Below are 25,644 nucleotides of genomic sequence, written 5' to 3' on the forward strand. Positions count from 1 at the left end.
TCGCATTAGCCCCCCGCATCCCGCCGCATCCAACGAAACCACCCGCTCTCCGGCATAAACCGCACAACCAGCAACAGCAGCGCAAGCAACGCCGGATACGCACGCACATCGGTCGCAACCGGCTCGCGATGTACAAGCCGCGCATCGCGCATCGCATCACTCAGCGAAACCGGCGTCAGCAGACGTCGATAGCCGAAGCCGATCCGCCCTGCCACTGCCGCCAGGTACTGCCCGCGCAACGCCGAACGTTCTTCGTGGCTATCCGGCGACGCCGCTCCCTGCGGCGTCGGCACCTGGATCACGTCGTTCGCCTGCCAGTAGCCGATGCGCTCGCCGTTCGCATCGGTCTTCGGAATCGGCGCTGGCTGATCGCCGCCGACGCCGATCAGCCAGCCGCCGACCTGCTCTGGATTAATGTCGCGCACCAGCGCATCGGACGGTAGCACAGGCGGTGCTTCCTGACCGTCGGTAACGAAAATCACCGCGACACCGCGTCCGATCTCGCGCGCGACCCGCACCGCCGAATACACACCGCCCTCCGCGATGCGGCTCCAGTTGGTCCAGCGCATGCGTCCGTCGATCGCGTCGAGCGACGCAAGCAGCGCATCGTAATGGCTGCACACCTCGATCGGCCCCAGCAACAGCAGCGTGCGCTCGCCGGTAAACACACTCCATCCGATCTTCGATCCGCACGGCAGCTGCGCGAGCGCATCGCGCATCGCGGCGCGCGCGAATGCGAGCCGGCTCACCGGTTCGCCGTTCAGACTTTCGTCCTCGACGTCCATGCTCTGCGTGATGTCGAACGTCACGACGTAGCTGTACGTGTCACGCGGTAACGTCACACGCGGCAGCACGACCGCAGCCACGAGCAGCACGCACGCCGCCGCGGTGAACCCATGGCGCCAGCTTCTCAAACCTCGCACGATCGCGCCGGTGTTCACGGCAGATCCTTGCTCTGCGGATCGTGGACCTTGATGTTGCTTTGCGACTGCACGTCGCGTGGCCCCGGCGGCTCGCGTGTCTCCGGCGCGAGCCATAGCGCCCGTTCGAGGTTGTAGCGCGCATCCCAGTCGTCGGGCGCCGCGCGCAGCAGCGTGCGGTAGCGGGCCTTCGCCTCGTCGATCATAGCGACCGAAGGAACCGCACCGGGCACGGCATTGCCAATGCCTTCGCGCAGGTACAGGTTGCCGAGATCGAAGAGCGCGGTGCGGGCGACGTCGTCGGGTGCGCGCGTGTGAATCAGTTCATCGTAGAGCTTGCCCGCCGCGTCGTAGGCACCCGCTTTCGACAACGCCACCGCGCGCGCAAGCCGCGCCTCGGGCACACCGCTATCGTTGGGGGTACCGCTGCGCGGCGACGCGCTCGCCGCATCGATCGCACGATTCACGTGCTGCGCGCGCAGCAGACACGCAGCGTTGTAGCCGATCGCGGCGACACAGCACAGCGCGATCGCGCCAAACACGAGATGGACCCGGTTGCGCATCATGGCCACGCCCTCACCCGGACTTGCTGCAGCACCAGCAGCAGCGCACAGCAGAGCAGCGCGACCGCGAAGCAGTACGGGCTCGCATCCTGTCTTGGCAACTGTTCGACGAACGACGTCAGCGCGTTCTGCTGCCGGTCGATCTCGGTCATCGCTGCGGTCATCGCGCGTGCGTCGCCGGCCTGGAACAACCGGTACGGTGTCTTCAGCGTGAGGAAATAGCGATGCAGATCTGCTTCAGGCGACCCCGCATTCGTCGTCACGGTCGCGTTCAGATCGGGGCTGTAGACGCTGCTGCGCAGATAGATGAAGTACAGCGCGATCCGGCTTCGCGCGAGGCCCGCTTCGATCAGCGCGCGTGCGTGCTCGTCGAGGCGCGCGCCGCCGTCGGACACGAGGACGATCGCGCGCCGTCCCGCCCACGTCGCGCTGTCGAATTCGCCGATCGCCCGCAACAGTCCGCGATCGAGCTGCGTATCAGGCATCCCGCGGCCGATCGCGGTGCCGTCTATCGCACCGTCAATCGCGCGATGATCGTAGGTGAACGGCATCGCGAGTACCGGGCTGATGCCGAACATCATGAGCCCGACGCGGTCGTTCGGCCGCTTCGCGACGAAACCGGTCAGCGACGCGCGCGCGACCTTGCTCTTCGAATCGCCGGTCGACTCGATGCCCTTGCTTTCCATCATCTCGTCCATGCTTGCGCTGCGGTCCATCAGGATCAGGATTTCGGCGCCGCTGCCGATGTGCACGGTCTGCAGATGCGAGCGTCCCGGCCCGGCGAGGCCGGCGACGATGCCGAGCATCGTCAGCACCGCGCCCGTGCGAGCAAGCCATTCGAGCCAGCGACCCGTTCGGTCTACCGGCAACCACGCGACCGACGGGAACGGCAGCGTGTCGCTACGTCGCGGCAGCAGCGGCAACACCGCAAGCGGCAGCAGGACCAGCATCCACGGTCGCGCGAAATCGAAAACCCCGGTCATCGGTGGCGACGCCTTTCGGCGAGATAGAGTGCGCGGCACAGATCGCGCAGCGCATGCGGATCAGCGGACGCCGCAGACGAAGCGGACACGAAGTACCGCTGCGCCGACTGCCGGTAGAAGCGCTCGATCCGTTCGTGCAACGGCTGCAGATGCGGCGCCCGGTCGAACAGCGTCGCCAGCGCGCCCGCGTGCACGACCTGCCCCGCGGTTTCGTTCAGCGCATGGTGCAGGCCGAGCCATGCGTCGACGGACGTATCGGCATCGCGCGGATCGACACGCCGCATTCGTTGCCACAACCGTGCGAACGGCAGCCGCCCTGCTTCGCGATGATTGCGCCACAGCCACCAGCCAGCCCACACGAGCAGCGTCGCGATCAACAGGCCCGCTGCTATCTCGAGCCGCTGCCGCAACGGCGCGATGGCGACACGCGGTGCGTCGCGGTCGGGCCGCATCGGCTGCAGATTGCCTGCGCCGAACGCATCCGCGGGCGTCAACGGGCCGACGCTCGCGGGCCACTCGGCGACCTGCAATGCAGCGCCCGCAGCCGTGCCGAGCGTCATCGCCGGCAGCGCGATGCGCGTGAGCGTCTGCGGCGCGTTAACGATCTGGTAGCCGACGACCATCCAGCGGCGACCGTCGCGATCCGTTTCGACACGCGATGGCCGGCGCTCGAGCCACAGCCCCGTGCGCCCCACCGACGGCGCGGCGACCGTCCCGAGATCCTTGCCGCCTGCCTGCAGCAGAATGCGCTGTTCGAGCACGTCGCCGATCGTGTAGCCGAACGCGCGCGGCTGCTGCACGGTCGCTGAAACGGATTGCGCAGCCGCACCGACGGTCGCGCACGCGAGTGCCGCAACCATCGCAAAACGACACAGCGCGCGAACGCTCATACGACCGCCTCGAGGAAGTAGCGCGACAGCGCCTGCGGATCGAACCCGCGCTCGACGTAAAACGGCCGCACGCCGCGCTTGCCGAACACGCGGCCAATCTCGTCGCGACGCCGCGCGACCGCATCGCGCCAGCGCTCTCTCGCGCGCCGGTCGAGCCACAGCGTGCGCCGCTCGCGCGATTCCGTATCGCGTACCGCGAGCAGCGGACCGCCATCGGGCGGCTCGATCTCGGCCGCGTCCCACACCACCATCGGTACGACGCATGCATGCGCGAGCAGATCGAGTACGGCGGACACCCCCGCGAGCGGCCAGTGAAAATCCGACACGATGAACACGAGCGCCTGCCGTCCCGCAAGTTTCGCCGCGGACCGCTGCAATCCTTCGATCCCTCCGCGCTCCGCGACTGCGCCGTTCGAACGGTCGCGCAGCATCCCGGCGAGCGCAGCGCCGATGCCGCGTCCATAACGCGCCGGCATGAACAGCTCGTCAAGGTCGCGCGCGTCGAAACCGGACAGGCCGACCGGATCGCCCGCGCGAAACGCGCTGTAGCCAAGCGCTTCGACGAAGTCCGCGGCGACCTGCAGCTTCGTGCGGTGCGCGCCAAACAGCATCGACGCCGACACGTCGACGAGCGCATACGCCGGCACTGCGACCCGCTGCAGATGCACGCGCACGAGCCACTCGTCACGGGCCGCGCGCACGCTCGCGCGCAGATCGAGCCGACGCGGATCGGGGTAGTCGAACAGACGGCCGTGCATCGCGAACTCCTGGCCGAAGCCGAAGCTCGCGCCGCGATGCGAGCCGGGTCGCACGCCAGCTGCGCGCATCGGCAGCCGGTAGTCGAATTCAGCGGGTCCGTTCATCGCTCACGGCACCGCGACCCGCGCCATGATCTGCGCGGCGAGCGCTTCGGCCAGCTCATGGCGGCGCAGTTCGTAGACCGGCGTGAAGAACACGCGATGACCGAGCGCGGGCATCAGCACCGCGTGTATGTCCTCCGGCTCGAGATGCGAGCGTCCCGCGAGCCACGCGACGACCCGCGCCGCGCGCAGCAGTGCGCTCATGCCGCGCGGACTCGCGCCGGCGAGCACGAGCCGCGACATGTCGACGTCGTCGAGCGCGATGCCGAACTGCTGCGGCGTTTCGGTGGCTTGCCAGATGTCGAGCACGTAGCGCTCGATCGTTTCGCTCGCGTGCACGTCGCGCTGGATCGCGGCACCGACCGCGTTCAATTGTTCCCAAGGCACGATCGCCGGCGCGAGCCGCTCGAGCAGCGCATCGACGTCGTGGTACGCCGGGTCGAACACCAGCGCGCGGCGCACGTCGGGTTCGGCCGGCGTCGGCATGTTCAACTCGAACAGAAAGCGGTCGCGCGCGGCCGACGCGAGTTCGAAGGTCTCTTCGCGCTCGACCTTGTTGCGATCGGCGAAGACCGTCATGTGCGGAAAGCGGTGCTCGCGGTCGAACGCCCACACCGAGCGCTCGGCCATCGCGCGCAGCAACAGCGACTGCACCTGCGGTCGCGCGCGGTTGATCTCGTTGAAGAAGAACGTCGACAGCCGTTCGCCGTGACGCAGCAGCGGACCGGGATCGATGCGCGGCTTGCCGTCCGCATCGACGTATGTGTGATAGACGAGGTCGCCCGGCATCAGGTCGATGGTTCCCTCGACGCGCTCGAACTCCCCGCCGACGACCCGCGCGAACGCGCGCAGCACGGTGGTCTTGCCGACCCCGACCCCGCCTTCGAGCAGCACGTGGCCGCGGGCGAACAGCGCGACGTTGATGAGACGGACGGTCTGGCGCTGGCCAATCATGGCCTTCGCGACTTCGTCCTCGATCTGCAGTGCACGGGCACGCCAGTCGTGAAGCTGTTCGCCAGCACCCATCGATTCGATTCCTTGTAGTCGTGTGCTTATCGTGCGGCCGTCGGAGACAGGCGACGCGAGCGCTACCCCGCGTACGCGTGCGCGAATGCATTCACCGGATGCATACTTTGTGCCGATCGTGCCGACAGCGCGAATCGCGCACCCAGCATCGCACCGGGCCCGTGCGCGCATGCGAACCGGTGGCACGGTGTCACGCCGCGCGGAGACACAGTGTGTCATCGCACGTCCGGTACGGAGCCGCGGCTAGAACCGCTCGATCATCCCGATCTGCACACCCCGCACCGGGGCGCCCGGATACGCGACCGGCAAGCCCGTCACGTTGACGCCGCGCAGCGTGAACGCCGCTTTGCCGCGGTTCTCGAGATCGGCGGCGGTGAAATAGACCAGCAGCGTGCGCGACATCGTGTATTCGAACGCGATGCTGAACTGGTCGGCATCGTTGCCCTCCCCGCTGCGGTCGCGCGCATGCGTGTAGCCCAGCGACGCGCGGGCCCGCGGCGAAATCGCCCACGACGCGGACAGCGACACGCCGTCGTCGTGATAGCGCGGGCTGCCGCCGTCGCCGTTGAAGTACGCCGCATACGCGCGCACCGGGCCGAACAGGTACGACGCCCCCGCGAAATTCGCGCGCAGGCCCGCTTCGCCGTGCGTCTGCTGGCGCGCATACGACAGCCGCAACGCGTCGTGCGTGTAGTTCGCGGTGACGAAGTAGCCGCCGAGACCGTTGCCGTCCCCGGGATCGCGCAACGCGATCATCGCGGTGACGTCGAAGCCGGCGAACTTCGGCGACAGCCAGGTCAGCGCGTTGTCGGTGTACGGCGTGATCTTCGACAGGTTGTTCAGCCCCGAGCCGATCGTGCCGGCGCCGAACGCGTCGAGGCCGCCCTTGAACGGAATGTAGAGCGGCGAATATTGCCGCCCGAAGCGCGTCTCGCCCCACGGGCCGTGCAGCCCGATCCACGCCTGCCGGTTGAATAGCGTGCCCGCGGTTTCGAGCATACCGTTCGCCGTATCGAAGCCGCTCTCCAGATCGAAGACGACACTCGTGTCGCCGTCGAGCGGCTCGCTGCCGCGCAGGCCGATGCGCGAGCCGCGATAGGCACCGGAATCCATACGCGGCGTCCAGCCGTTGCCGGCGTTGGTAACTTCGATGCTGGTGTCAAGCACGCCGTAGAGCGTGACCGAGCCCTGTGCGTGCGCCGTGCCTGTACCTATGAACGCGCAGGCCGCGAGCGGCAGCGCCGTCCTCGCCGCGAGCCGAAGCAGCAGACCAGTCATTTCACGATCGCCGCACGGGCAGACGGCTTCGCGTACGCCGCATACTCGTGCTCCAGATACACGGCCGCGTGTTCGAGCAAAAAATGGCGAAACGCCACGCAGGTGGGCGACAGCTGCTTCGAGCGCAGGTGCACGACCTGCCACGTGCGCTCGATCGGCGTGCCGGTCACGTCGAGCAGCGCGATCTCGCCGGTACGCAGTTCCAGCAGCAGCGTGTGCAGCGAAATCAGGCTGACGCCCATGCCGGCCATCACCGCCTGCTTGATCGTTTCGTTGCTGCCGAGCGTGACGACCCTCACTGGCGTGAACAGATGCTGGCGAAACATTTCCTCCGCGGCCGCGCGCGTACCGGAGCCGGGCTCGCGAAGCAGGAACGTATCGCCGCGCAGTTCCTGCAGGTCGAAGCGACGCGCGTCGCGCAACGGATGCGTCAACGGCGCGATCACCACCTGTGGATGAGAGGCGAGCGGCTCGGTCGTCGTGTCGAGTTCGGGCGGCGGGCGTCCCATGATCGCGAGATCGATCGCGTTATCCTGCAGCAGGCGCAGCAGCGCGTCGCGGTTGCCGACCGAAAAATGCACGTCCACTTTCGGGTACAGCCGCGAATACTGCGCGAGCAGCTTCGGCGCGAAGTACGTCGCGGAGCTCACGATGCCGACCGCGATCGAGCCGCTGTCCGCCTGCTTCAGCGACGTCATCGCGTCTTCGGTGTCCTTGATCTCGCCGAGAATACGGCTCGCGTGATGCGTGAGCTTCTCGCCGGCCTCGGTCAGCGCGAGCTTGCGCGCGATGCGCTCGAAAAGCCTCAGGCCGACCGCCTCCTCGAGCTGATGGATCTGCATCGACACCGCCGGCTGCGTCAGATGCAGTTCCTCCGCGGCGCGCGCGAAGCTCGTGTAGCGGCTCGCCACCACGAAAATCTGCAGCTGACGCAAGGTCAGCGATCGAATGAAATTCACGTCGCCGCGACGCGCGACGAGCCGCGCCATCCCGGCCGAAGTGCGATGGCGACGTTCATCACGCTAGGCGGGTTGCTGGCCGAACGCATCGAGAGCGCGCGCCGAATAGACCAGTGCCGCGCCCGCGTTCAGCGCAATCGCCACCGACAGCGCTTCGGCCACTTCTTCACGGCTTGCGCCCGCCTTCGCCGCAGCCGCGCTGTGTATCGCGATGCAGCCGTCGCAGCGGGTCGTCACCGCGACGGCGAGCGAGATCAGCTCGCGGGTCTTCGCGTCGAGCACGCCGCCGCGCGCGGCAGCCTCATCGAGCGCCTGAAAACCGGCGAGCGTCGCGGGCGCGGTAGCGCCGAGCGCGCCGATCGCCTGCATCAGCTTCGGCGTGTAGTCCTGCGTGTCGATCAACATGCTGACCTCCTTATCGATCAGTGACGCACCGCGCGCAGACGTGTGCGGCTCGTCGCGAACCGCGGCGGCGAACCGGCAGCGATTAGCGGCTCGCCCGCGGCGCGTCGGACGGTTTCGCTGGCGTACCGGGCCGCCCGTTCGGCGGCGGCAATTTGCGCAGCGCGGCCTGGAACGTCAGCGTCTCGGTGTGCAGCGGATGCCCGAAGTCGCCATTCGCGCCGGGTATCTCGGCGCGAATCTGCGCGACCTGGCCCGGCACGCCGTCCGCGAGCAGGAACGTATAGCGCTTGCCAGTGTACTGCGCGAAGCGCTCCGCGTTCGGGTCGTCGCGATACGGCTCGACGACGATCTGCTGCGCCTTCACCGGCTTGCCGCCGATCTGGCTCGTCACGGTCTCGATTTTCGGTCCCGCGGCGAGCGCAAGACGCAGCCGCTGCTGGAAGTAGCGCCGCTGGCCGCCGGTCAGCTGCTGCATTTCGGTGATGTCGTGTTCGAGAAAATAGATGATCACCGGATTGCATTGCAGGTTGCCGACCGGCAGCGTGACGCTGCCGGTGCGGTCCGACACCTGCGCATCGCCCTTCGCGTTGCCCGGACTCACGATCAGCACCTTGACGAATTCCGCCTTGCGACTCGGCCCGTCCGAATTGAGCACGCTGTAGTCGAGTTCGGTTTGCGGCGCGATGCCGTGCAGATGATCGGTCGTGAAGATGAGCCGTTCGGCGGGCGTGATCTCATCGCTCGCCGCGGCGGGCGTGGCGAACGGCAGCGCGCCCAGCGCCCAGACCACGCACGCGGCCCGCGCAGCCGTGAACGCCTGCCCTGCACCGCGGCGCGCAAGCGCGCGCGCATCCGTCATGGCGACGCGTCCGCGGGTTTCGCGGGTTGCATGGGCGGTGCATCGACCGGTTTGAGCTGCGGCACCTCGTAGCTTGCAAGGATCTGGTCGATCTTGTTGTGATTCGCGCCGATCCATTGATCGACCTTGTCCTTCCACGCCTTCTCGCCGTAGCGCACGCCCATCGAGATCGTGTAGTCGAAGCGGATGCCCGGCCCGGCCGGGAACGGTACGAGCTTCACTGTGTCGCCGGCGCGCTTCGCGAAGTAGCCGGCAATCGGCCCCCACAGGAACACGACGTCGACGTTGCCGGCGCTCAGATCGTGTTCGATCATCTGGCCGGGATACTCCTGCGGGTCGCCGCTCTGTACCTGGTACGACACCGCCTGGTCGATCAGGTTGTGAGCGAGCAGCCAGTCCACCGCAGGCGTCTGCGAAAACATGCCGAAGCGCAGCTTGTGCAGCTGGTCGGGCGGCAACTTGAGCAGATCGTCGGGCGTATTGATGCCGGCGAGTTCGGGACGCTTCGCGAACACCATCGCGTACGTGGAGCGCAGGTACGGCTGCGTCGTCGACGTCATGTCATAGCCTTTCGGCACGCCGATGATCAGGTCGCATTTGTAGCGTCCGCTGTCCGCTTCCTTCTCGCGCAGCGTGTGGCGCACGAAGCCCATGCGCTGCGGAAAATACGTGTATTCGAGCTTGTAGCCGAAGTCGCTTGCCATCTGGCTCGCGATCCGGTTCTCGTAGCCCTCGCCCTTGTTGTTCGACAACGGCATGTTGTTCGGATCGGCGCACACTCTCAGCACGCCGTCGGCGCCGTCGTTGTTCGGCAGCGCCGGGCCGTCCGCGCGGACGGCCGCGCTCACGAATGCCGCGCAGCACAGCGTGGCCGCCGTGAGCGTGGCATGCAGCAACATTGCTTTGCGATAACGCATCGGGAACCTCCGGCTGGATAGCATCGCGGGCATCAGTGCGTTACTTCGCGTCGATGGCCTGCAGATCGCCCGGCTTGATCTGTCCATCGGAGCGTCCTTTCAGGTACGCGTAAAGGTTTTCCCAGTTCTTCTGCATCATCTGGCTGGAGCTGAAATCGGGCATGCCCTTGTCGACCCGACCACCGAATACCGTACGGTGGAATTCGGTCTGGTCGAGCGTCTTGAACGCGTCGACAAGCGACGGTCCGACGAGCCCCTGCTGTTGCGCACCGTGGCAGCGCTCACAGTCGAGCGCGCGCCAGGTCTTCCACCCAAGCAGCGTATTGCCGTCGACCTTGTTACCGTCGACCACCTTGTACGCGACCTTCGACATCTGCGGACTGTTCTGCGCATGCACGGCGGTTAGTACGACGGAAGCGAGGACGAGGGCTGCGGGCAACGCCCCCAGCAACACGATGGATCGGCCTTTCATGCACATGTCTCCTTCTGGTGAGGCGCGGCTCCGTTACGCGCGGCGGACGTACCGGCGTAACGGATGCGCGTGTCGATGCTTCGTTGCGTTCAATGTTCCTGGTCGTGGGTATCGTCGATATCAGCTCGCGCCGCCGGGAATCGCGAACACGAACAGCGTGCCGCCAAGAGCGGTGTACTTCGCGAGTTCACGATAGCCGCCCACTGCGCCAAGGCCTTCGGTCGACTTCTGCAGACCCGCGGCCATGCCGATGCCTGCCCAGCCACCAATGCCCGAATAGACGCCGACGAACTGCTTGCCCTGATACTCGTACGTGAAGACGTTGCCGATGATTCCGGACGGCGTCTTGAAGCGCCACAGTTCCTTGCCGTCCTTGATGCGCACGGCCTTGATGTAGCCTTCGAGCGTGCCGTAGAACGCCACGCCGCCCGCGGTTGCGAGCACGCCGGACCACACCGAGAAACGTTCGGGCTTCGACCAGACGATCTTGCCCTTCGCCGCGTCCCACGCGATGAAGTTGCCCATCGCGTTGTTCTCGCCCGGTCCCGGGTACATCGACAGCGTCGCGCCGACATACGGCTGGCCCGACACGTAATCGACGTCGAATGGCTCGTAGTCCATGCACACGTGATTGGTCGGCACGAGGAAGAGGTTCGTCGACGGATCGTAGGCCGCCGGCTGCTCGTCTTTCGAACCAAGCGCAGCCGGGCAGATGCCCTTCACGTTGTGATCGGAACCGGCCGCCTGCGTGGAGTACGCGGCGTTGCGGATCGGCAGGCCGCTCTTCATGTCGACGCGGTCGGCCCAGTTCACCGCCGGGTCGAACTTCTGGGCGACGAGCAACTGACCGGTCACGCGGTTCAGCGTATAGCCGAAGCCGTTGCGGTCGAAGTGAACGATCGCCGGGACCTTCTTGCCGTCGATCGTCAGGTCGGACAGGATCATCTCGTTGACGCCGTCATAGTCCCATTCGTCGTGCGGCGTCATCTGGTAGACCCACTTCGCTTCGCCGGTGTTCAGGTCGCGCGCGAAGATCGACATCGACCACCTGTTGTCACCCGGACGTTGCGTCGGGTTCCACGTGCCCGGATTGCCCGTGCCGTAGTAGACAAGATTCAGCTTCGGGTCCCACGCATACCAGCCCCAGGTGGTGCCGCCGCCGAGCTTCCACTGATCCCCCTTCCACGTCTTCAGCGACGAGTCCGCGCCGACCGGCACCATCTTGCCGTCGGTGTACGTCATCGTCTTGTCGGGGTTCATCAGCATGTCCTTGTCCGGACCCGTGCTGTACGCGGTCCAGGCAGGCTTGCCCGTCTTGATGTCGTACGCGATCAGACGGCCGCGCACGCCGAACTCGCCGCCCGAGATCCCGGTCAGCACCTTGTCGCCGAACACGTGCGGCGCGTTGGTGTTGGTTTCGCCGGCCTTCGGGTTGCCGTTCTGCGCGGTCCATATGACGTCGCCGGTCTTCGCGTTCAGCGCGACGAGCTTCGTGTCGGCCTGCTGCAGGAAGATCTTGCCGTCGCCGTACGCGAGGCCGCGGTTAACCGTGTCGCAGCACATCACCGACACGACCTGGTCGTCCTGCTTCGGCTGGTATTGCCAGATGAACGTCTGATCCTTCAGGTTGATCGCGATGACCTTGTTCGGAAACGGCGAGTGGATGTACATCGTGTCGCCGACCACCAGCGGAGAACCTTCGTGGCCGCGCAGCACACCGGTCGACATGGTCCATGCGACCTGTAGCTTGCCGACGTTGTTTTCGTTGATCTGCTTCAGCGGGCTGTAACGGTGATTCGCATAATCGCCGGCCTGCGTCGCCCAGTTCGCAGGATTCTTGATGAGCCCGTCCAGTTGCGGATCGGCCTGTGCGACGATAGTACTGAAGGCTGCCGATGCGAGGATCGCGAGCCCAAGAACCATGGTGCGTAAGTTCATGTCTCCTCCAGAATTGTCTTGCTGTTCAACTCACGAATGACCCACGCTACCTCGTTGCATCGTGCGCGCCATCTCGAATGCAGGTAACGATCAACGCCCTTCCCGATTCGACGTCGGGCTTTGTGGCGCATGGAGGGCAAACGCATATTCCATGCCGGAATCGAAACGCCGCGCCGCGTGGACCAGCACAGGCGTGTCCGCGCACACCGCGGCCGTCGCGCGGCACGGCCCGGACGTGACAGCCGGTGCCGCCTGCTTCGGATGACGCGAGACATACTGTGTCACCCGCGCGATACGAAGCGTGCCCACTGTGGCGGCCGATCGATGCGAGATACGTAGCCGGTCGTGACGAGGCATGACGACCGCGTGTTGATCGATAGGCCCCGCACGACTGGCTCGCCACTTGCTGCGTTCTTTCCTTTTCATGCGGCATTCGCGCGCGAGGAGCAACGGTCATGGCACAGGAAGAACACGTGTATTCCGACGACGAGGTCCGGCAGCGTCTCGCCGGCCCGCTGCAGCACTGGTATCTGGAAGACGGCTGGCTGCGGCGCAAATACCGCACCGAAGGATGGAAAGGCACGCTGATGGTGGTCAATACCGTCGGCCATCTCGCGGAGGCCGCGTGGCATCACCCGGACCTGACGGTCTCGTACGCGTTCGTGATCGTGAAGCTGAAGACGCACACGGCGAAGGGCATCACGGACAAGGACTTCGCGCTCGCCACGAAAATCGAAGACGTCGTTCAATGGCAGCCGGGCCACGAAGACGGCCCGCTCGAAGGCACGCCGACCGGCGATCCGCGCTTTCGCTATATCAAGTACGACGCACCCGATCCGGCCTGACACGGCGCGCGGCGCGCACCGTTCCACACGGTTCGACGCCGCGATACACGTGACACAGTGCACCTCCGGCGGCACATAACGCTTACCCGAACGCCCGCCCGAACATCTCCCCGATGCACATCGCGGTCCGGACGCGAGAAACCCATGCACGCGCACGTCGTACCGCGGCAATCGCCTGAGCGCGCGGCTGGTATGGCTTCTGCTTGAACTAACCCGGCGCGCCGTTTCCCTGCATTGCAAACTGCACTGCAAACCGCACTGCAACGCGCGCCGCAAGCCGCTTTCACGGCGACCTTCTGCCCCGCCGGGTCCGCCTCGAAGGGCGACTCGAAAGACCACTCAAGGACACCTGCGATGTCGCTCCAGTTTCGCCGCCACCCACCTCGTGCCGTCGTGACCGTCGACGCACCCGCGCGTCTGCATCTGGGTTTTCTCGATCCGAACGCGTCGCTTGGCCGCGCGTTCGGCAGCCTCGGTCTCGTGATCGACGGGCCGTCGACGCGCATCGACGCGCGGCTCGCCGAGAATGAGCAGATCGGCGGCGCGGCGAACGATGCTGAGCGCGAGCGCATCGCGATCTGTCTCGCGCGGCTGCAGGCAGCGTACGGCCCCGCGACGCTCGCGATCGACGTGCATCATGCGCCGCGCGCACATACCGGCCTCGGCTCGGGCACGCAGCTCGCGCTGGCCGTCGGCACGGCGTTCGTGCAGCTGCTCGGCCGCACGGCAACGGGTGCCGAACTCGCGAGCCTGCTCGGTCGCGGCGTGCGCTCGGGCATCGGCGTGCTCGGCTTCGAGGCGGGCGGCCTGCTGGTGGACGGCGGGCCGTCCGGCGGTCTGCATCCCGACGTGCCGCCGCTGCTCGCGCGTCAGCCGTTCCCGGACGCGTGGCGCATCCTGCTCGTCAGCGATCATTCGCGCGAAGGACTGCACGGCGCCGAGGAGCGCCGCGGACTCGCCGCGCTCGCACCGTTTCCGCAGAGCCTCGCCGCGCATCTGTGTCACCTCGTACTGATGCGCATTCTGCCCGGCGCCGCCGAACGCAACATCGTGCCGTTCGCGCACGGCCTCACCGAACTGCAGCAGACCATCGGCGAATATTTCGCGCCCGTGCAGGGCGGCGTGTTCGCGAGCCCCGACGTCGAGCGCGCGCTGCGCGCGGTCGCGGCGGAACGCATCGCGGGCATCGGCCAGACCTCGTGGGGGCCGACGGGCTTCGCGATCGTCGCGGGCGCGCGCGAAGCGGAAAGCGCACTCGCGACCGCACGCGAAGCAACGCGCGGGCTGCCCCACATCGAATGCACGATCGTCGCGGGACGCAACCGCGGCGCGACGATCAGCGCCGCGGAATCGCGTCAGCCGCGCATCGACGCCGCGTGACGCAGCGTGATGCCGTTTGACCCCGCGCCGCTTTCCGCCGGCGAATTGCCGCACCGCCATGAGACCGCCACTGAAACGAGCCTCCTGCCATGTCCGAAACCACTGAAAGGCCCTACATCCTGCACATGTTCACTGCTACGCCGCAGATGAGCCCGTTCGACGTCAACATGGCCGCCGACGCCGGCTACCAGGTGATCGTTCCGTACTGCAACGTCGATGCGGGGATGGTCGCGAACCTCACGCAGGACGCGATCTTTTCGCGCGGACCAAAGGGCGTGTCGCGCACCGGCATCTTCATCGGCGGACGTGACGTGATGCTCGCCGCGGACATGCTCGACATTGCGCGCAAGGCGATGGTCCCGCCGTTCGAAGTCTCGGTGTTCGCCGATCCGAGCGGCTCGTACACGACGGCGGCCGCACTCGTCGCGCTGGTCGAGCGGCATCTCGTCAAGGAGCATGGCGTCGAGCTCGGCGGCAAGCGCGTACTGATACTCGGCGGCACCGGCGCAGTGGGACGCGTCGCGGCGGCGATGGCCGCGTCGCGCGGCGCCGACGTCGCGATCGCGAGCCACACGGATCTCGGCCGCGCGCAGCACGTCAGCGACGACGTCAACCGGCGCTTCGGCATCGTCACGCACGCGGTCGCCACATCGACGCCCGACGAATTGCGGCACGCGCTCGGCGAAGCGGAGATCGTCCTCGCGACCGCGATCGCGGGTATCCAGGTGGTCGGCGCGGCCGACCTCGCGTATGCGAAGCACCTGCTGATCGCCGCGGACGTCAACGCCGTGCCGCCGGAAGGTATCGCGGGCGTCAACGTGATGAACGACGGCAAGCCGATCGAAGGCGTGCCGAACGCAGGCGCGATCGGCATCGGCGCGCTCGCGATCGGCAACGTCAAGTACCAGGTCGAGCACCGGCTGTTCATGCGGATGCGCACCGGCGGCAAGCCGGTCTACCTCGGTTTTCCGCAGGCGTTCGACGAGGCCCGCGACGTCGCCGCGGGTCTGGGCTGAGCCATCTCTGACGCCATGATCGCGCGCCCTTCGCTCCCGCATGCACCGTTCGTCGCGGTCGCCGGACTGTCTGCGCGGATGCTCGCGCAGTCGGCCGTGCGCGCGGGCCTGCGTGTCGCCGCGCTCGATCTGTTCGGCGACCGCGACACGCGCGCGGCATCCGACGTGTGGTTCGACATCGGCGGCGAAGGACTGACGATCGATCCGACGAAGCTCGCCGGTGCGCTCGAACGCGTCGCGCGGCTGCCGCGTCTTATCGGCTGGATCGGCGGCAGCGGGCTCGAGCCGTGCGTCGCGGCGCTGCGTGGCGCGCAGGGACTGCCCCCGTTCATCGGCAACGATGCCGCTGCGGAAGCCGCGGTGCGCGACCCGCGGCGCTTCTTCGCGTTGCTCGACACGCTCGGCGTGCCACATCCGGAGGTATCGTTCACTTGCCCAGCCGAACCGGATGGCTGGTTGCAAAAACGCGCGAACGGCTGCGGTGGAATGCAGGTTGAAGATGCCCGTGAGCCCGATGGCCCAGCGCCGCCAGCCGACACCTATTTCCAGCGATTGAGCCGCGGTCGTCCGCTGTCCGCGCTGTTCGTCGGCGCGCGCGGTCATGCACGCGTGATCGGTTTCGCCGAACAGCTTACGTGCACGCTCGGCGATCTGCGCTTCGTGCACGCGGGGTCGATCGGGCCGATCGACGTGCCTCCACGGGTCGACGCGCGCATGCGCGATGCGATCGACGCGCTGTGCGCGAACACCGGCTTGACCGGTATCAACAGTTGCGACTTCCTGCTCGACGGCGACGCGTTCGAGTTGCTCGAAATCAACGCGCGCCCGTCGGCGACGATGGCGCTGTACGAAGCCGCGTCGCCCCGTGCGTGGCCGCGCGGCCTGCTCGCGTGTCATCTCGACGCGTGCCGGCTGGGTCGCCTGCCTCCACCCGAAACGCGCACCGCGCGAAGCGCGTGCGCGGGCCAGCAGGTGCTGTTCGCCCCCGTGTCGTTCACCGCATCGCAGGCATTCAGCGACGCGTGCCTGCGCGACCCGCGTTGTCGCGACGTGCCGATGCCCGGCACACACATCGTCGCGGGACAACCGGTCTGCACGCTGTTCGTCGACGCCGCGTCGCCCGACACGGTACGGCACGCGCTCGAGCGGCAGCGTGCGCTCGTCCTGCAACGCATCGAAACCTGCCACGAAACCGACCATGCCCCCCACTCCTGCCCCGCCTGATGCCTCCGGGCCACTTTCGTCCGCCACACTGAGCGTCAACGCGCTCAGCGAGCGGCTCGTCGCGCGACTCGTCGACGACGCCGCGCGTCTGCGCGTCGCGGTCAGCCGCACCGATGCCGGCACGGTACTCGTCGACGCCGGCATCGACGCGCCGGGCAGCCTCGACGCCGGCGTGCTGATCGCGCGCATCTGCATGGGCGGCTTCGGCCGCGTCGCGCTGCGGATGAACTTCGACGCCGCGCCGCTGTGGCCCACGATGCTCGACGTGCACACGTCGTCGCCGGTGCTCGCGTGCCTCGGCAGCCAGTACGCCGGCTGGAGCCTGTCCGCGACGAAGGAGCAGACGGGCGGCAAGAAGTTTTTCTCGCTCGGTTCCGGGCCCGCGCGCGCGCTCGCGGTCAAAGAGCCGCTGTTCGCGGAACTCGGCTATCGCGATCGCCACGATCGCGGCGTGCTGGTGCTCGAAGTGGACCGGCTGCCGCCGCAGATCGTGATCGACAAGGTGCTGCGCGACTGCGGCCTCGCGCCGGAACGGCTGACGCTCATCGTCACACCGACACACGCTGTCGCGGGAACGGCACAGGTGGTCGCGCGCGTCGTCGAGGTCGCACTGCACAAGACGCACGTGCTTGGCGTCGAACTCGACGAAGTGGTCGAAGGATCGGGCTGTGCGCCGCTGCCGCCGCCCGCGCCCGACGGCATTCAGGCAATGGGCCGCACCAACGACGCGATCCTCTACGGTGGCCGCGTCCACCTCGTCGTGAAACACGACGCCGTTGCACGGCGGCTCGCGGCCGAGCTGCCCGCGTCGGGTTCGCGCGATTACGGGCGCCCGTTCGCGGACATCTTCACGTCGTTCAACTACGACTTCTACCAGATCGATCCCGCGCTGTTCGCGCCCGCCGAAGTGTGGGTCGCCAGCCTCGAAAGCGGCGCGACGTATCACGGCGGCCGTGTCGATGCGGCGCTGCTGCAGGATCAATGGGGCGGCGGCCCCGCCGCCGCATCATGAGCATGACGCCCCTTCCGTCCGGCGGCAGTCATGCGGGGCTGCGCATCGCGATCATGACCGACGAAACGGGCTGGCATACCGGGCGTCTGAAGAAGGCCTTCCGCGCGCGCGGCGCGGACGCGCGCTGCATCGATCTCGCCGACTGCCGGATCGACACGACATGGCAGCCGCACGGGCTCGTGCTGCCCGGCTTCGGCCACACGCTGCCGGATGCGGTGTTCGTGCGCGGCATCGCGGGTGGCACGTTCGAGCAGGTGACGCTGCGCCTTGGCATCCTGCACGCGCTGCGCGAATCCAGCGTGCCGGTATACAACGACGCGCGCGCGATCGAGCGCAGCGTCGACAAGTCGATGACCAGTTTTCTGCTGCATCGCCACGGCGTACCGACCCCCGCGACATGGGCCGGCGAATCGGCCGCGTTCGCACAACGCGTACTGATGCGCGAAGCCGCCGCCGGGCGCCAGGTCGTGCTGAAGCCGCTGTTCGGCTCGCAGGGCCACGGGCTCAAACGACTCGGCGCTAGCCGCGCGCGCGGCGGCTCGCTGACGCCGTTGCCGTCGCTCGCGCCGTATAGCCGGGTCGCCTATCTGCAGCGCTACGTCGACGGCACGCGGCCGGGATTCGACTGGCGCGTGCTGGTGATCGGCGGCCGCGCGGTCGCCGCGATGCGGCGCGTCGGCGGCAAGGGCTGGATTCACAACTTTGCGCAAGGAGCCGTCTGCGAAGCAGCCGAACTCGACGCGCCGCTCGCGCAGACCGCGGTGCGCGCGACGCAGGCGCTTGGTCTCGACTACGCGGGTGTCGACCTGATCCCCGATCCTGACGACGCAGCACGGCCGCTGGTGCTCGAAGTCAACGGCGTCGCGGCGTGGCGTGGGCTGCAGTCGGTCGTGTCGCTCGATATCGCCACGGCACTCGCCGACGACCTGCTGGACCGCCGGCTTGCCGCGCGGGCCATTGAACCGGCCGTCGTCGCGCTGCCCGGCCGCCATGCGTGAAGTGCGCGAGCCGCGCGGCGCGTTATTGCAGGCAGCGATCCGCGCGGCCTTCGTCGACGCGTGCCGGCTCGACGTCGATACGCCGAAGCCCGGCAACGTCAGCGTGCAAAGCGCGGGGCACGGGATGTTCGCCGCGCAGTTCGTCGCGAGTGCGCAGGCGGCCGCCGATGCGCTGGTTGCGTGCGGCGTACCGGTCGGCGCGCGCATCCTCGATGCGGTGACGCGCACGCACGAAGCGGTCGGTTGCAATACAAACCTCGGCATCGTGCTGCTGATCGCGCCGCTTGCCGCCGCGCTCGAAAACATCGCCCCACCGCTCACCGCCGACCACTGGCGCGCGGCGACTGGACACGTGCTCGCGCGGCTTTCACTCGACGATACGCGTCTTGCGTACCGCGCGATCGCGCTCGCCAATCCAGGCGGCCTCGGCGATGCGCCGGAGCAATCCGTCCATGCGGCACCCAGCATCGGTCTGCGCGACGCGATGACGCTCGCCGCCGCGCGCGACAGCATCGCGCGGCAATACGCGAACGGCTTCGCGGACGTGTTCGACACCGGGCTTGCTGCGGTGCGCGATGCGCCGTCGAACGCGCCGTCGGTCGTCACGCTGCATGTGTTCCTGACGTTTCTCGGCGGCCGGCCCGATTCTCACATTGTGCGCAAGCACGGCGAGGCGCTGGCGCAGAGTGTCACGCTTGCGGCACGCGAGCACCACGCCCAATGGCTGCACGCATTCCCGACCGGACAGCACAAAACGGCCGCCGCGCCGCTCGATGCGTGGGACGCCGATCTGAAGGCACGCGCGATCAACCCCGGCACCAGCGCGGACCTGACGGTCGCGACGCTGTTCGTCGCGCGTTGCCTCGAGGCCGCGCGGCACACCACCGGCGCTGGCGATAACGCAACTGGCACGGAACCTGTTAGTTAATGCCACCGCAGCCACCGCGCGTCGATGCGCCGCCGCGGCGATCGCGGACCAGGATCGTCGCGGGCAATGGCGAGTCAGCAAGCCCCTACCCACTCATCGGAGGAACAGCATGGCCAAGATCAATCGCGTCCTGATAGGAGAGTCGCTTGTCGGCGACGGCAACGAAGTCGCACACATCGACTTGCTGATCGGACCGCGAGGTTCGGCTGCAGAAATCGCGTTCTGCAACGCGCTTACCAACAACAAGGATGGCTTCACGTCGCTGCTCGCAGTCGTCGCGCCGAATCTGCTGACCAAGCCGAACACGATCCTCTTCAACAAGGTGACGATCAAGGGCGCGAAACAGGCGGTGCAGATGTTCGGTCCCGCGCAGCACGCGGTCGCGCTCGCGGTTGCCGACAGCGTCGAGGACGGGACGATTCCGAAGGACGAGGCAGACGATCTGTTCCTGTGCGTCGGCGTCTTCATCCACTGGCAGGCGGACGACGACAAGAAGATCCAGCAGTTCAACTACGAGGCGACGCGCGAAGCGATCAAGCGCGCCGTCAATGGCGAACCCAGCGCGGCGGAGGTGGTCGCGAAAAAGGGCAGCGTCGCGCATCCGTTCGCGCCGAACTGACGGCGCGCCGGTTCGCGCGACGACGGGCGGGCCGCGGCATGGGCTCGCCCGTTCGCGCACGCGCTGCGCCCTTAAACATTTGGACGGCATGCCGGGCAACCTGAACGCTATATCGAGAGAGGCCTGAAATGAGCATACGATGTCGCGCGCTGCTGGCCTGCGCCTGCATGGCGTTCGCCGTGCCGCTCGCATGGGCGGACGGCCAGACGCCACAAGCGCCACAAGCGCCGCAAGCCCCGGCCGGCGGATACAACTATCCGACGCAGGGTCGTGTCGAATACGTGCTGGGCTGTATGGACGACAACGGACACGACTTCGTGAACGTCTACAAATGCTCGTGCGTGATCGACAGGATGGCGGCCGCGCTACCGTACGACGATTTCGTCGACCAGTCGACGTTCTCGAAGTACGCGTCGCTCGGCGGCGAAGGCGGCGCGGAGTTTCGCGTCGACCATGCGAAAGCGCAGGCGAAGAAGTTCGTCGCGCTGCGAACCGCCGCGTATCACGCGTGCGGACTCGGTCCGCAGAAGACGGCCGCGGCGAAGTGACGTGAGATGAAGTGGCATGAAGCGCACGCGATGCGCTTCATGCAGTAAGGAGAATCAGTTCGGCACGAGCCCTTCGCCGAGCGACGCATAGCTGGCCATGTACGCGTCCGACGCGAGCGCATCGCCGCGCTGCCGTTCGATCTGCACGCCAACCGCGCCGACGTCGTCGAACTTGGCGGGTTTCGCGAGTGACACGCGCACCCAGTGCGCGCCAAAATCGGCGATCAGCAGTTGCGCGACCGCTTCGGCGAGCGCTTCGAGCAGCTGCACGCGATGCGACGCGAGCAGCGCATGCAGCGCGTCGCGCACGGCGACGTAATCGATCGTGTCTTCGATGCGGTCGGTGGTGCATGCGCGCAGCGACGGCACGCCGATCGTGAGATTCATTCGCACCGGCTGCGGCACGAGCAGTTCGCTCGTGTCGATGCCGATCACCGTCTGGCCCGTGAAGTCCTCGATGAACACGATGTCCATCCTGTCACGCGGTGCGGCGGTCAACGAAGCGGCGGACGCATCGTCGCGCTGGCTGAAGGAACGGGTCAGACGAACGGTATCGATACGGTCCATGGTGGGCTCCGCCGCAGCGCGGCAAGGGACAGGTGACGGGACAGTACAGACGGTACGCAACAACCTGTACCGACACGGCAACAATTCCTGCGCCATGGCCCGCGAAAACCGCGCAGGAGAACGCATTAAGAAGAGAAAAGCAAAAATCGGGCGCAGCACCAGACAGAATGCGACTTTTTCTTGAACCAAACCGACATCGGGCGTAGAGTTTTAAATGGTCATGTAGCTGCAGCACGTTGTATCAGGTGGATGGAAATACGGCACGCGGGTCGAGTGCCGGATGCGCATGCGGGGCCGAGAACGTCGCAGCGCGCGCGGGGAAACATTATCGATAAAGCGGTGCTCGTCACGCGAGTCATGCGAAGCAGATCACGCATGTCGTGCGCGTCCGAGGTGCCGCAACGGAGACGAACCCCATGTCGTTGCTCGCTGATTCCAGTATGCACGTCCGAGAGGTGTTGAACGTCGTCAACCACCAGTTGGCGACGCGCCCTACCAGCGATTCCGTCGCCCAGTCGTGGGTTCGCTGCATGAACGAGTTCCAGCTCGACCCATCACGCTTCGTCGTTCCGCCCATCCTCACCGAATACGAACTCAATGCGCGCCGCGAGGCGCTAGGCGATCTGATCGCGTGCTCGAAGCTCGAGATGACCACGCTCTATCAACAGCTGGCCGACCCCGAACTCGCGGTGGTGCTCGTCGATTCGGGCGGCGCGATCGTGCATCAGGTGTCGTCGGTGCCGTTCGCCGAAGCGGTCGCCGCCGACGGTTTTCGCGTCGGCGCGCTGTGGAGCGAGCGCGAAGCGGGCACGAACGGGATGGGCACGTGTCTCGCCGAACGCGACTGCATCGCCGTTTGCCAGCACGAGCATTTCTATCCGCGCTATACGTCGCTCACCTGCTCCGCCGCGCCGATCTTCGACGACAGCGGCGAGATCGCCGGCGTGCTCGACGTAACGAGCCGCTCGAAGCTGCTGCAGCAGCACTCGCTCGTGCTCGTCGGCATGTCGCGGCAGATGATCGAAAACCGTCTGCTGGACTCGCGCTACCGGCACGCGAACATGATCCACTTTCACAGCCGCCCCGAATTCGTCGGCACGCTGCACGGCGGCAAGCTCGCGGTCGCCGACGACAGCACCGTGCTCGCCGCGAACCGCAGCGCGCTGTTCCAGCTCGGCTTCCGTACGCTCGGCGAATTGCGCGGCAAACGCATCGAGGAAGCGTTCAACGCGTCGCTCGAAGACATGATCGCGCGCAGCATCCGCGGCTCGTTTCATCCGGTCACCGTGTACAGCGCGAACGCGACCAACCGCTTCTTCCTCGTCGCGCAGACGCCGCAGAACAGCGCCGGCCGCGCGACGCGCATGCTCGTCACCGACCCCACCGTGCGCCACAGCAACCCGCCTCCCGAGCGCCGCACACCGACGCCGCGGCTCGACGAAATCGCGCACCTCGAATTCGGCGACCCGCGCATGGCCTCGCAGATCCAGCTCGGCGCGCGCGTGATCCAGCGCAGGATTCCGATCGTGCTGCGCGGGCAAACCGGCACCGGCAAGGAAGTTTTCGCGCAGGCGCTGCACAGCATCAGTCCGCATGCGAGCGGTCCGTTCGTGCCGGTGAACTGCGCGTCGCTGCCGGAGAACCTGATCGAAAGCGAGCTGTTCGGCTATCGCGCGGGTGCGTTCACCGGCGCGCAGCGCGAAGGCCGGCGCGGCAAGATCGTGCAGGCGAACAGCGGCACGCTGTTTCTCGACGAAATCGGCGACATGCCGCTCGCGCTGCAGGCGCGGCTGCTGCGCGTGATCGAGGAACACGAGGTCACACCGCTCGGCGCGGAAACCACCGTCAAGGTGAACTTCCAGCTGATCAGCGCGAGCCACCGCAACCTGCTCGAACTCGTGCACGGCGGCCAGTTCCGCGAGGATCTGTACTACCGGCTCAAGGGTGTCGAACTGAATCTGCCGCCGCTTAGCGAACGGGTCGACAAGCTCGCCTTGATCCATCATCTGCTGGAGAGCGAGACCGACGATCCGCCTGCGCTGTCGCCTGAAGCCGAACACGCGCTGCTCACCTATTCATGGCCCGGCAACATCCGTCAGTTGCGCCACGTGCTGCAGATGGTGATCGCGCTGTCCGACGGCGAGCCGATCCGTCGCGAAGATCTGCCCGCCGAAATCACGCAGCGCACGCAGCACATCGACATGCCGACCGCGTTGCGCCTCGCGACGGCCGATCTCGACCCGCATCCCGCCGACGAAGCCGACATCTCGATGCTCAACGCAATCCAGCTGAACGAGCGCGAGACCGTGCTGTCGCTGCTCGCCGAGCACCGCTGGAACGTCAGCAACGTCGCGAAGGCGCTCGGCATCAGCCGCAACACGCTGTACCGGAAGATGCGCCGGCTGCACATCCGGCTGTCGCACGACGGCTCGGCGCCCGGCGTCGACGCATGACCCCTGCATAAACCGCATGCCCCACGCACCCGCGCGCCGTCTCGACGACTTCAGGCCGGACGCGCGCTTCGCGTGGTGCGTGACCGGCTCCGGCCATCTGCTCGAAGAATCGATCGCACTCGCGCGGCAGTTGCCGCGCGCCGACCTGTTCCTGTCCGCGGCCGCGGAGGAAGTGCTGCCGCTCTACGGCTGGCCGCTCGAGGAACTGCGTAAGCACTTTCGCGTGTTCCGCGACAACAGCGCGAGCGGCGTGCCGGTCGGCATGCTGTACCAGGGCATCTATCACACGGTCGTGATCGCGCCGGCCACGAGCAACACCGTCGCCAAATGCGCATTCGGCATCTCCGATACGCTGCCGACCAACATGTTCGCGCAGGCGGGCAAGCAGTGCATCCCGGGCATCGTCTTTGCATGCGACACGGAACCGACCGTGATCACGCAAAGCCCCGACGAATGGGTCGAGCTGCGTCCGCGGGCGATCGAACTCGACAACGTCGAACGCCTCGCGCGTTTCGACCATACGACGCTCGCGCGCTCGCTGGACGGACTGAAAGCGGCGCTCGATCAACGGTTGTCGACGCTCGATCTCGCATGGACCACATCCTCTTCCTGACGGGCCGGCTCGCCGAAAAGAGTCTGACACGCGTGCTGGAAAGCATGGCGCCCACGCCGTTCAGCTGGGAAGTGCGCGAGATCGGCCTGCAAGTCGCCGCCTTGATGACCGCCGACATGATCGGCCGCCGCGTGAGCGCGCCGCTCGCCGCGCAGCGGATGATCGTGCCGGGCCGCTGCCGCGGCGACCTCGATGCGTTGAGCCGCCACTACGGCGTGCCGGTCGAACGCGGCCCCGAAGAAGTGAAGGACCTGCCGCAGTTCTTTGGCCGTGAGGCGCATCCAGTCGACCTTTCGCGCTACGACACGGAGATCTTCGCGGAGATCGTCGACGCGCCGCGTCTCGATGTCGACGGCATCGTCGCCCGTGCGCGCGAACATGCGGCGCAAGGCGCGGACGTGATCGACGTCGGCTGTTTGCCGGAGACGCCATTCCCGCATCTCGAAGACGCCGTGCGTGCGCTGAAAGCCGAGGGCTTTCGCGTCAGCGTCGATTCGATGCTGACCGACGAACTGCTGCGCGGTGGCCGCGCGGGCGCCGACTACCTGATGAGCCTGAACCTCGACACGCTGTGGATCGCCGACGAGGTGCCGGCCACGCCGATTCTCGTCGCGCGCGAACCGGGCGACCCCGCCTCGCTCGACGCCGCGATCGAACGGCTCGCCGCGCGCGGCCGCGCGTTCTACGCAGACCCGATTCTCGACCCGATTCCGTTCGGCCTTGCCGCATCGATCGCGCGCTACGTGCGGCTGCGCGAACGCTACCCGGACATCGCGATCATGATGGGCATCGGCAACGTCACCGAACTGACCGAGGCCGACACCAGCGGCATCAACGCGGTGCTGCTCGGCATCGCGGCCGAACTGCGCATCGGCGCGGTGCTGACCACGTCGGTGAGCCTGCATGCGCGGCGCGCGGTGCGCGAAGCCGACGTCGCGCGGCGCATGATGCACGCCGCACGCGAAGCGCAGGTGCTGCCGAAGGGCATTACCGGTGCGCTCGCGACGGTCCACGCGAAGCGGCCATTTCCTTACAACGCCGCGGAGATCGACGAATTCGCCCGCGACGTGCGCGACCCGAACTTCCGCGTGCAGGTCGGCGCCGACGGCATCCACGTGTACAACCGCGACGGCCATCATCGTTCGGACGATCCGTTCGCACTCTACCCTGCGCTGAAGCTCGACACCGACGGCGGCCACGCGTTCTACATGGGCGTGCAACTCGCGCGCGCGGAGATTGCGTGGCGCCTCGGCAAGCGCTTCGATCAGGACCAGCCGCTCGACTGGGGCTGCGCGGTCGAGCGGCCGGAGGAAGACCTAACCGCCTGGCGCGCGCCCGGCGAGACGATGAAAAAACGCTGACGCCGGCCGT

26 protein-coding genes are annotated in these 25,644 nt (G+C 67.1%); 12 read left to right on the top strand and 14 right to left on the bottom strand.

Annotated features, from left to right (window positions below; translation table 11 throughout):
• Positions 1-5: 5 nt before the first annotated feature.
• The 13 genes from ACREXZ_RS02790 to ACREXZ_RS02850 all read right to left on the bottom strand — a co-directional run bounded on the left by ACREXZ_RS02790 (position 6) and on the right by ACREXZ_RS02850 (position 12,070).
• Positions 6-941, bottom strand: a complete 936-nt coding sequence (locus ACREXZ_RS02790; RefSeq protein ID WP_431762507.1) for an MxaL protein — start codon at positions 939-941, stop codon at positions 6-8.
• Positions 938-1,486, bottom strand: coding sequence for a tetratricopeptide repeat protein (locus ACREXZ_RS02795; protein WP_431762508.1), 549 nt, complete (start codon positions 1,484-1,486; stop codon positions 938-940). Before ACREXZ_RS02795 ends, ACREXZ_RS02790 begins: the two co-directional genes overlap by 4 nt.
• The gene (locus tag ACREXZ_RS02800; RefSeq protein ID WP_431762509.1) at positions 1,483-2,466 is read right to left on the bottom strand and encodes a vWA domain-containing protein; all 984 of its coding nucleotides are present in this window, start codon (positions 2,464-2,466) and stop codon (positions 1,483-1,485) included. Before ACREXZ_RS02800 ends, ACREXZ_RS02795 begins: the two co-directional genes overlap by 4 nt.
• Positions 2,463-3,356, bottom strand: coding sequence for a calcium incorporation protein MxaA (locus ACREXZ_RS02805; RefSeq protein ID WP_431762510.1), 894 nt, complete (start codon positions 3,354-3,356; stop codon positions 2,463-2,465). Before ACREXZ_RS02805 ends, ACREXZ_RS02800 begins: the two co-directional genes overlap by 4 nt.
• Entirely contained in the window at positions 3,353-4,219 is an 867-nt protein-coding gene (locus ACREXZ_RS02810; RefSeq protein WP_431762511.1) for a DUF58 domain-containing protein, read from the bottom strand. Before ACREXZ_RS02810 ends, ACREXZ_RS02805 begins: the two co-directional genes overlap by 4 nt.
• Before the next feature lie 3 nt (positions 4,220-4,222).
• Positions 4,223-5,242, bottom strand: a complete 1,020-nt coding sequence (locus ACREXZ_RS02815) for an AAA family ATPase (RefSeq protein WP_431762512.1) — start codon at positions 5,240-5,242, stop codon at positions 4,223-4,225.
• A gap of 243 nt (positions 5,243-5,485) precedes the next feature.
• A complete protein-coding gene (locus ACREXZ_RS02820) occupies positions 5,486-6,520 on the bottom strand; it encodes a porin (RefSeq protein ID WP_431762513.1) in 1,035 nt (344 codons plus the stop codon).
• A complete protein-coding gene (locus ACREXZ_RS02825; protein WP_431762514.1) occupies positions 6,517-7,479 on the bottom strand; it encodes a LysR substrate-binding domain-containing protein in 963 nt (320 codons plus the stop codon). The genes ACREXZ_RS02820 and ACREXZ_RS02825 overlap by 4 nt, the downstream gene beginning before the upstream one ends.
• Positions 7,480-7,542: 63 nt before the next feature.
• Positions 7,543-7,848 (bottom strand): carboxymuconolactone decarboxylase family protein, encoded by a 306-nt coding sequence (locus ACREXZ_RS02830; protein WP_431762955.1) that lies wholly within the window; start codon positions 7,846-7,848, stop codon positions 7,543-7,545.
• A gap of 118 nt (positions 7,849-7,966) precedes the next feature.
• Positions 7,967-8,743, bottom strand: a complete 777-nt coding sequence (locus tag ACREXZ_RS02835; RefSeq protein WP_431762515.1) for a hypothetical protein — start codon at positions 8,741-8,743, stop codon at positions 7,967-7,969.
• Positions 8,740-9,642 (bottom strand): substrate-binding domain-containing protein, encoded by a 903-nt coding sequence (locus ACREXZ_RS02840; protein ID WP_431762956.1) that lies wholly within the window; start codon positions 9,640-9,642, stop codon positions 8,740-8,742. The genes ACREXZ_RS02835 and ACREXZ_RS02840 overlap by 4 nt, the downstream gene beginning before the upstream one ends.
• Positions 9,643-9,700: 58 nt before the next feature.
• Positions 9,701-10,132 (bottom strand): c-type cytochrome, encoded by a 432-nt coding sequence (locus ACREXZ_RS02845; RefSeq protein WP_431762516.1) that lies wholly within the window; start codon positions 10,130-10,132, stop codon positions 9,701-9,703.
• A 120-nt stretch (positions 10,133-10,252) separates the two neighbouring features.
• Positions 10,253-12,070, bottom strand: coding sequence for a methanol/ethanol family PQQ-dependent dehydrogenase (locus ACREXZ_RS02850; RefSeq protein WP_431762517.1), 1,818 nt, complete (start codon positions 12,068-12,070; stop codon positions 10,253-10,255).
• Positions 12,071-12,525: 455 nt separating this feature from the next.
• Here ACREXZ_RS02850 and ACREXZ_RS02855 point away from each other — a divergent pair, with 455 nt between their 5' ends.
• The 9 genes from ACREXZ_RS02855 to ACREXZ_RS02895 all read left to right on the top strand — a co-directional run bounded on the left by ACREXZ_RS02855 (position 12,526) and on the right by ACREXZ_RS02895 (position 20,640).
• On the top strand, positions 12,526-12,915 hold the full coding sequence (locus ACREXZ_RS02855; RefSeq protein ID WP_431762518.1) for a 4a-hydroxytetrahydrobiopterin dehydratase: 390 nt from the start codon (positions 12,526-12,528) through the stop codon (positions 12,913-12,915).
• A gap of 354 nt (positions 12,916-13,269) precedes the next feature.
• Positions 13,270-14,295: a beta-ribofuranosylaminobenzene 5'-phosphate synthase family protein gene (locus tag ACREXZ_RS02860; RefSeq protein ID WP_431762519.1), complete on the top strand. Its 1,026-nt coding sequence runs from the start codon at positions 13,270-13,272 to the stop codon at positions 14,293-14,295.
• A gap of 89 nt (positions 14,296-14,384) precedes the next feature.
• Positions 14,385-15,311, top strand: coding sequence for an NAD(P)-dependent methylenetetrahydromethanopterin dehydrogenase (locus ACREXZ_RS02865; RefSeq protein WP_431762520.1), 927 nt, complete (start codon positions 14,385-14,387; stop codon positions 15,309-15,311).
• Between the two features lie 15 nt (positions 15,312-15,326).
• Positions 15,327-16,535, top strand: a complete 1,209-nt coding sequence (locus ACREXZ_RS02870) for an ATP-grasp domain-containing protein (protein ID WP_431762521.1) — start codon at positions 15,327-15,329, stop codon at positions 16,533-16,535.
• Positions 16,510-17,547 carry a methenyltetrahydromethanopterin cyclohydrolase gene (gene mch, locus ACREXZ_RS02875; RefSeq protein ID WP_431762522.1) on the top strand — a complete coding sequence of 346 codons (1,038 nt, stop codon included), beginning with the start codon at positions 16,510-16,512 and terminating at the stop codon, positions 17,545-17,547. Before ACREXZ_RS02870 ends, mch begins: the two co-directional genes overlap by 26 nt.
• A gap of 2 nt (positions 17,548-17,549) precedes the next feature.
• Positions 17,550-18,545 carry an ATP-grasp domain-containing protein gene (locus ACREXZ_RS02880; RefSeq protein WP_431762523.1) on the top strand — a complete coding sequence of 332 codons (996 nt, stop codon included), beginning with the start codon at positions 17,550-17,552 and terminating at the stop codon, positions 18,543-18,545.
• Positions 18,538-19,473, top strand: coding sequence for a triphosphoribosyl-dephospho-CoA synthase (locus ACREXZ_RS02885; RefSeq protein ID WP_431762524.1), 936 nt, complete (start codon positions 18,538-18,540; stop codon positions 19,471-19,473). The genes ACREXZ_RS02880 and ACREXZ_RS02885 overlap by 8 nt, the downstream gene beginning before the upstream one ends.
• A 109-nt stretch (positions 19,474-19,582) precedes the next feature.
• Positions 19,583-20,092, top strand: a complete 510-nt coding sequence (fae, locus tag ACREXZ_RS02890; RefSeq protein ID WP_431762525.1) for a formaldehyde-activating enzyme — start codon at positions 19,583-19,585, stop codon at positions 20,090-20,092.
• A gap of 128 nt (positions 20,093-20,220) precedes the next feature.
• A complete protein-coding gene (locus ACREXZ_RS02895; protein ID WP_431762526.1) occupies positions 20,221-20,640 on the top strand; it encodes a hypothetical protein in 420 nt (139 codons plus the stop codon).
• A gap of 54 nt (positions 20,641-20,694) precedes the next feature.
• Here ACREXZ_RS02895 and ACREXZ_RS02900 read toward each other — a convergent pair whose 3' ends face one another.
• Positions 20,695-21,207 carry a dihydroneopterin aldolase gene (locus ACREXZ_RS02900; RefSeq protein ID WP_431762527.1) on the bottom strand — a complete coding sequence of 171 codons (513 nt, stop codon included), beginning with the start codon at positions 21,205-21,207 and terminating at the stop codon, positions 20,695-20,697.
• Between the two features lie 416 nt (positions 21,208-21,623).
• On the opposite strand from ACREXZ_RS02900, the gene ACREXZ_RS02905 reads away from it, so the two are divergent.
• Genes ACREXZ_RS02905 through ACREXZ_RS02915 form a run of 3 tightly spaced genes read left to right on the top strand, consistent with a single transcriptional unit; the run spans position 21,624 to position 25,634 of the window.
• Positions 21,624-23,660: a sigma-54-dependent Fis family transcriptional regulator gene (locus ACREXZ_RS02905; RefSeq protein WP_431762528.1), complete on the top strand. Its 2,037-nt coding sequence runs from the start codon at positions 21,624-21,626 to the stop codon at positions 23,658-23,660.
• Between the two features lie 16 nt (positions 23,661-23,676).
• Positions 23,677-24,273: a flavoprotein gene (locus tag ACREXZ_RS02910; protein ID WP_431762529.1), complete on the top strand. Its 597-nt coding sequence runs from the start codon at positions 23,677-23,679 to the stop codon at positions 24,271-24,273.
• Positions 24,252-25,634, top strand: coding sequence for a DUF6513 domain-containing protein (locus ACREXZ_RS02915; RefSeq protein ID WP_431762530.1), 1,383 nt, complete (start codon positions 24,252-24,254; stop codon positions 25,632-25,634). Before ACREXZ_RS02910 ends, ACREXZ_RS02915 begins: the two co-directional genes overlap by 22 nt.
• Positions 25,635-25,644: the final 10 nt, after the last annotated feature.

The organism is Paraburkholderia sp. (assembly GCF_050742655.1).
GTDB lineage: Bacteria > Pseudomonadota > Gammaproteobacteria > Burkholderiales > Burkholderiaceae > Paraburkholderia.

Excerpts from the sequence above, each read along its gene's own strand:
- ACREXZ_RS02795 (WP_431762508.1), bottom strand. The coding sequence starts at position 1,486 with ATGATGCGCAACCGGGTCCATCTCGTGTTTGGCGCGATCGCGCTGTGC.
- ACREXZ_RS02800 (WP_431762509.1), bottom strand. The coding sequence starts at position 2,466 with ATGACCGGGGTTTTCGATTTCGCGCGACCGTGGATGCTGGTCCTGCTG.
- ACREXZ_RS02805 (WP_431762510.1), bottom strand. The coding sequence starts at position 3,356 with ATGAGCGTTCGCGCGCTGTGTCGTTTTGCGATGGTTGCGGCACTCGCG.
- ACREXZ_RS02810 (WP_431762511.1), bottom strand. The coding sequence starts at position 4,219 with ATGAACGGACCCGCTGAATTCGACTACCGGCTGCCGATGCGCGCAGCT.
- ACREXZ_RS02815 (WP_431762512.1), bottom strand. The coding sequence starts at position 5,242 with ATGGGTGCTGGCGAACAGCTTCACGACTGGCGTGCCCGTGCACTGCAG.
- ACREXZ_RS02820 (WP_431762513.1), bottom strand. The coding sequence starts at position 6,520 with ATGACTGGTCTGCTGCTTCGGCTCGCGGCGAGGACGGCGCTGCCGCTC.
- ACREXZ_RS02830 (WP_431762955.1), bottom strand. The coding sequence starts at position 7,848 with ATGCAGGCGATCGGCGCGCTCGGCGCTACCGCGCCCGCGACGCTCGCC.
- ACREXZ_RS02835 (WP_431762515.1), bottom strand. The coding sequence starts at position 8,743 with ATGACGGATGCGCGCGCGCTTGCGCGCCGCGGTGCAGGGCAGGCGTTC.
- ACREXZ_RS02840 (WP_431762956.1), bottom strand. The coding sequence starts at position 9,642 with ATGTTGCTGCATGCCACGCTCACGGCGGCCACGCTGTGCTGCGCGGCA.
- ACREXZ_RS02845 (WP_431762516.1), bottom strand. The coding sequence starts at position 10,132 with ATGAAAGGCCGATCCATCGTGTTGCTGGGGGCGTTGCCCGCAGCCCTC.
- ACREXZ_RS02850 (WP_431762517.1), bottom strand. The coding sequence starts at position 12,070 with ATGAACTTACGCACCATGGTTCTTGGGCTCGCGATCCTCGCATCGGCA.
- ACREXZ_RS02855 (WP_431762518.1), top strand. The coding sequence starts at position 12,526 with ATGGCACAGGAAGAACACGTGTATTCCGACGACGAGGTCCGGCAGCGT.
- ACREXZ_RS02860 (WP_431762519.1), top strand. The coding sequence starts at position 13,270 with ATGTCGCTCCAGTTTCGCCGCCACCCACCTCGTGCCGTCGTGACCGTC.
- ACREXZ_RS02865 (WP_431762520.1), top strand. The coding sequence starts at position 14,385 with ATGTCCGAAACCACTGAAAGGCCCTACATCCTGCACATGTTCACTGCT.
- ACREXZ_RS02870 (WP_431762521.1), top strand. The coding sequence starts at position 15,327 with ATGATCGCGCGCCCTTCGCTCCCGCATGCACCGTTCGTCGCGGTCGCC.
- mch (WP_431762522.1), top strand. The coding sequence starts at position 16,510 with ATGCCCCCCACTCCTGCCCCGCCTGATGCCTCCGGGCCACTTTCGTCC.
- ACREXZ_RS02880 (WP_431762523.1), top strand. The coding sequence starts at position 17,550 with ATGACGCCCCTTCCGTCCGGCGGCAGTCATGCGGGGCTGCGCATCGCG.
- ACREXZ_RS02885 (WP_431762524.1), top strand. The coding sequence starts at position 18,538 with ATGCGTGAAGTGCGCGAGCCGCGCGGCGCGTTATTGCAGGCAGCGATC.
- fae (WP_431762525.1), top strand. The coding sequence starts at position 19,583 with ATGGCCAAGATCAATCGCGTCCTGATAGGAGAGTCGCTTGTCGGCGAC.
- ACREXZ_RS02895 (WP_431762526.1), top strand. The coding sequence starts at position 20,221 with ATGAGCATACGATGTCGCGCGCTGCTGGCCTGCGCCTGCATGGCGTTC.
- ACREXZ_RS02900 (WP_431762527.1), bottom strand. The coding sequence starts at position 21,207 with ATGGACCGTATCGATACCGTTCGTCTGACCCGTTCCTTCAGCCAGCGC.
- ACREXZ_RS02905 (WP_431762528.1), top strand. The coding sequence starts at position 21,624 with ATGTCGTTGCTCGCTGATTCCAGTATGCACGTCCGAGAGGTGTTGAAC.
- ACREXZ_RS02910 (WP_431762529.1), top strand. The coding sequence starts at position 23,677 with ATGCCCCACGCACCCGCGCGCCGTCTCGACGACTTCAGGCCGGACGCG.
- ACREXZ_RS02915 (WP_431762530.1), top strand. The coding sequence starts at position 24,252 with ATGGACCACATCCTCTTCCTGACGGGCCGGCTCGCCGAAAAGAGTCTG.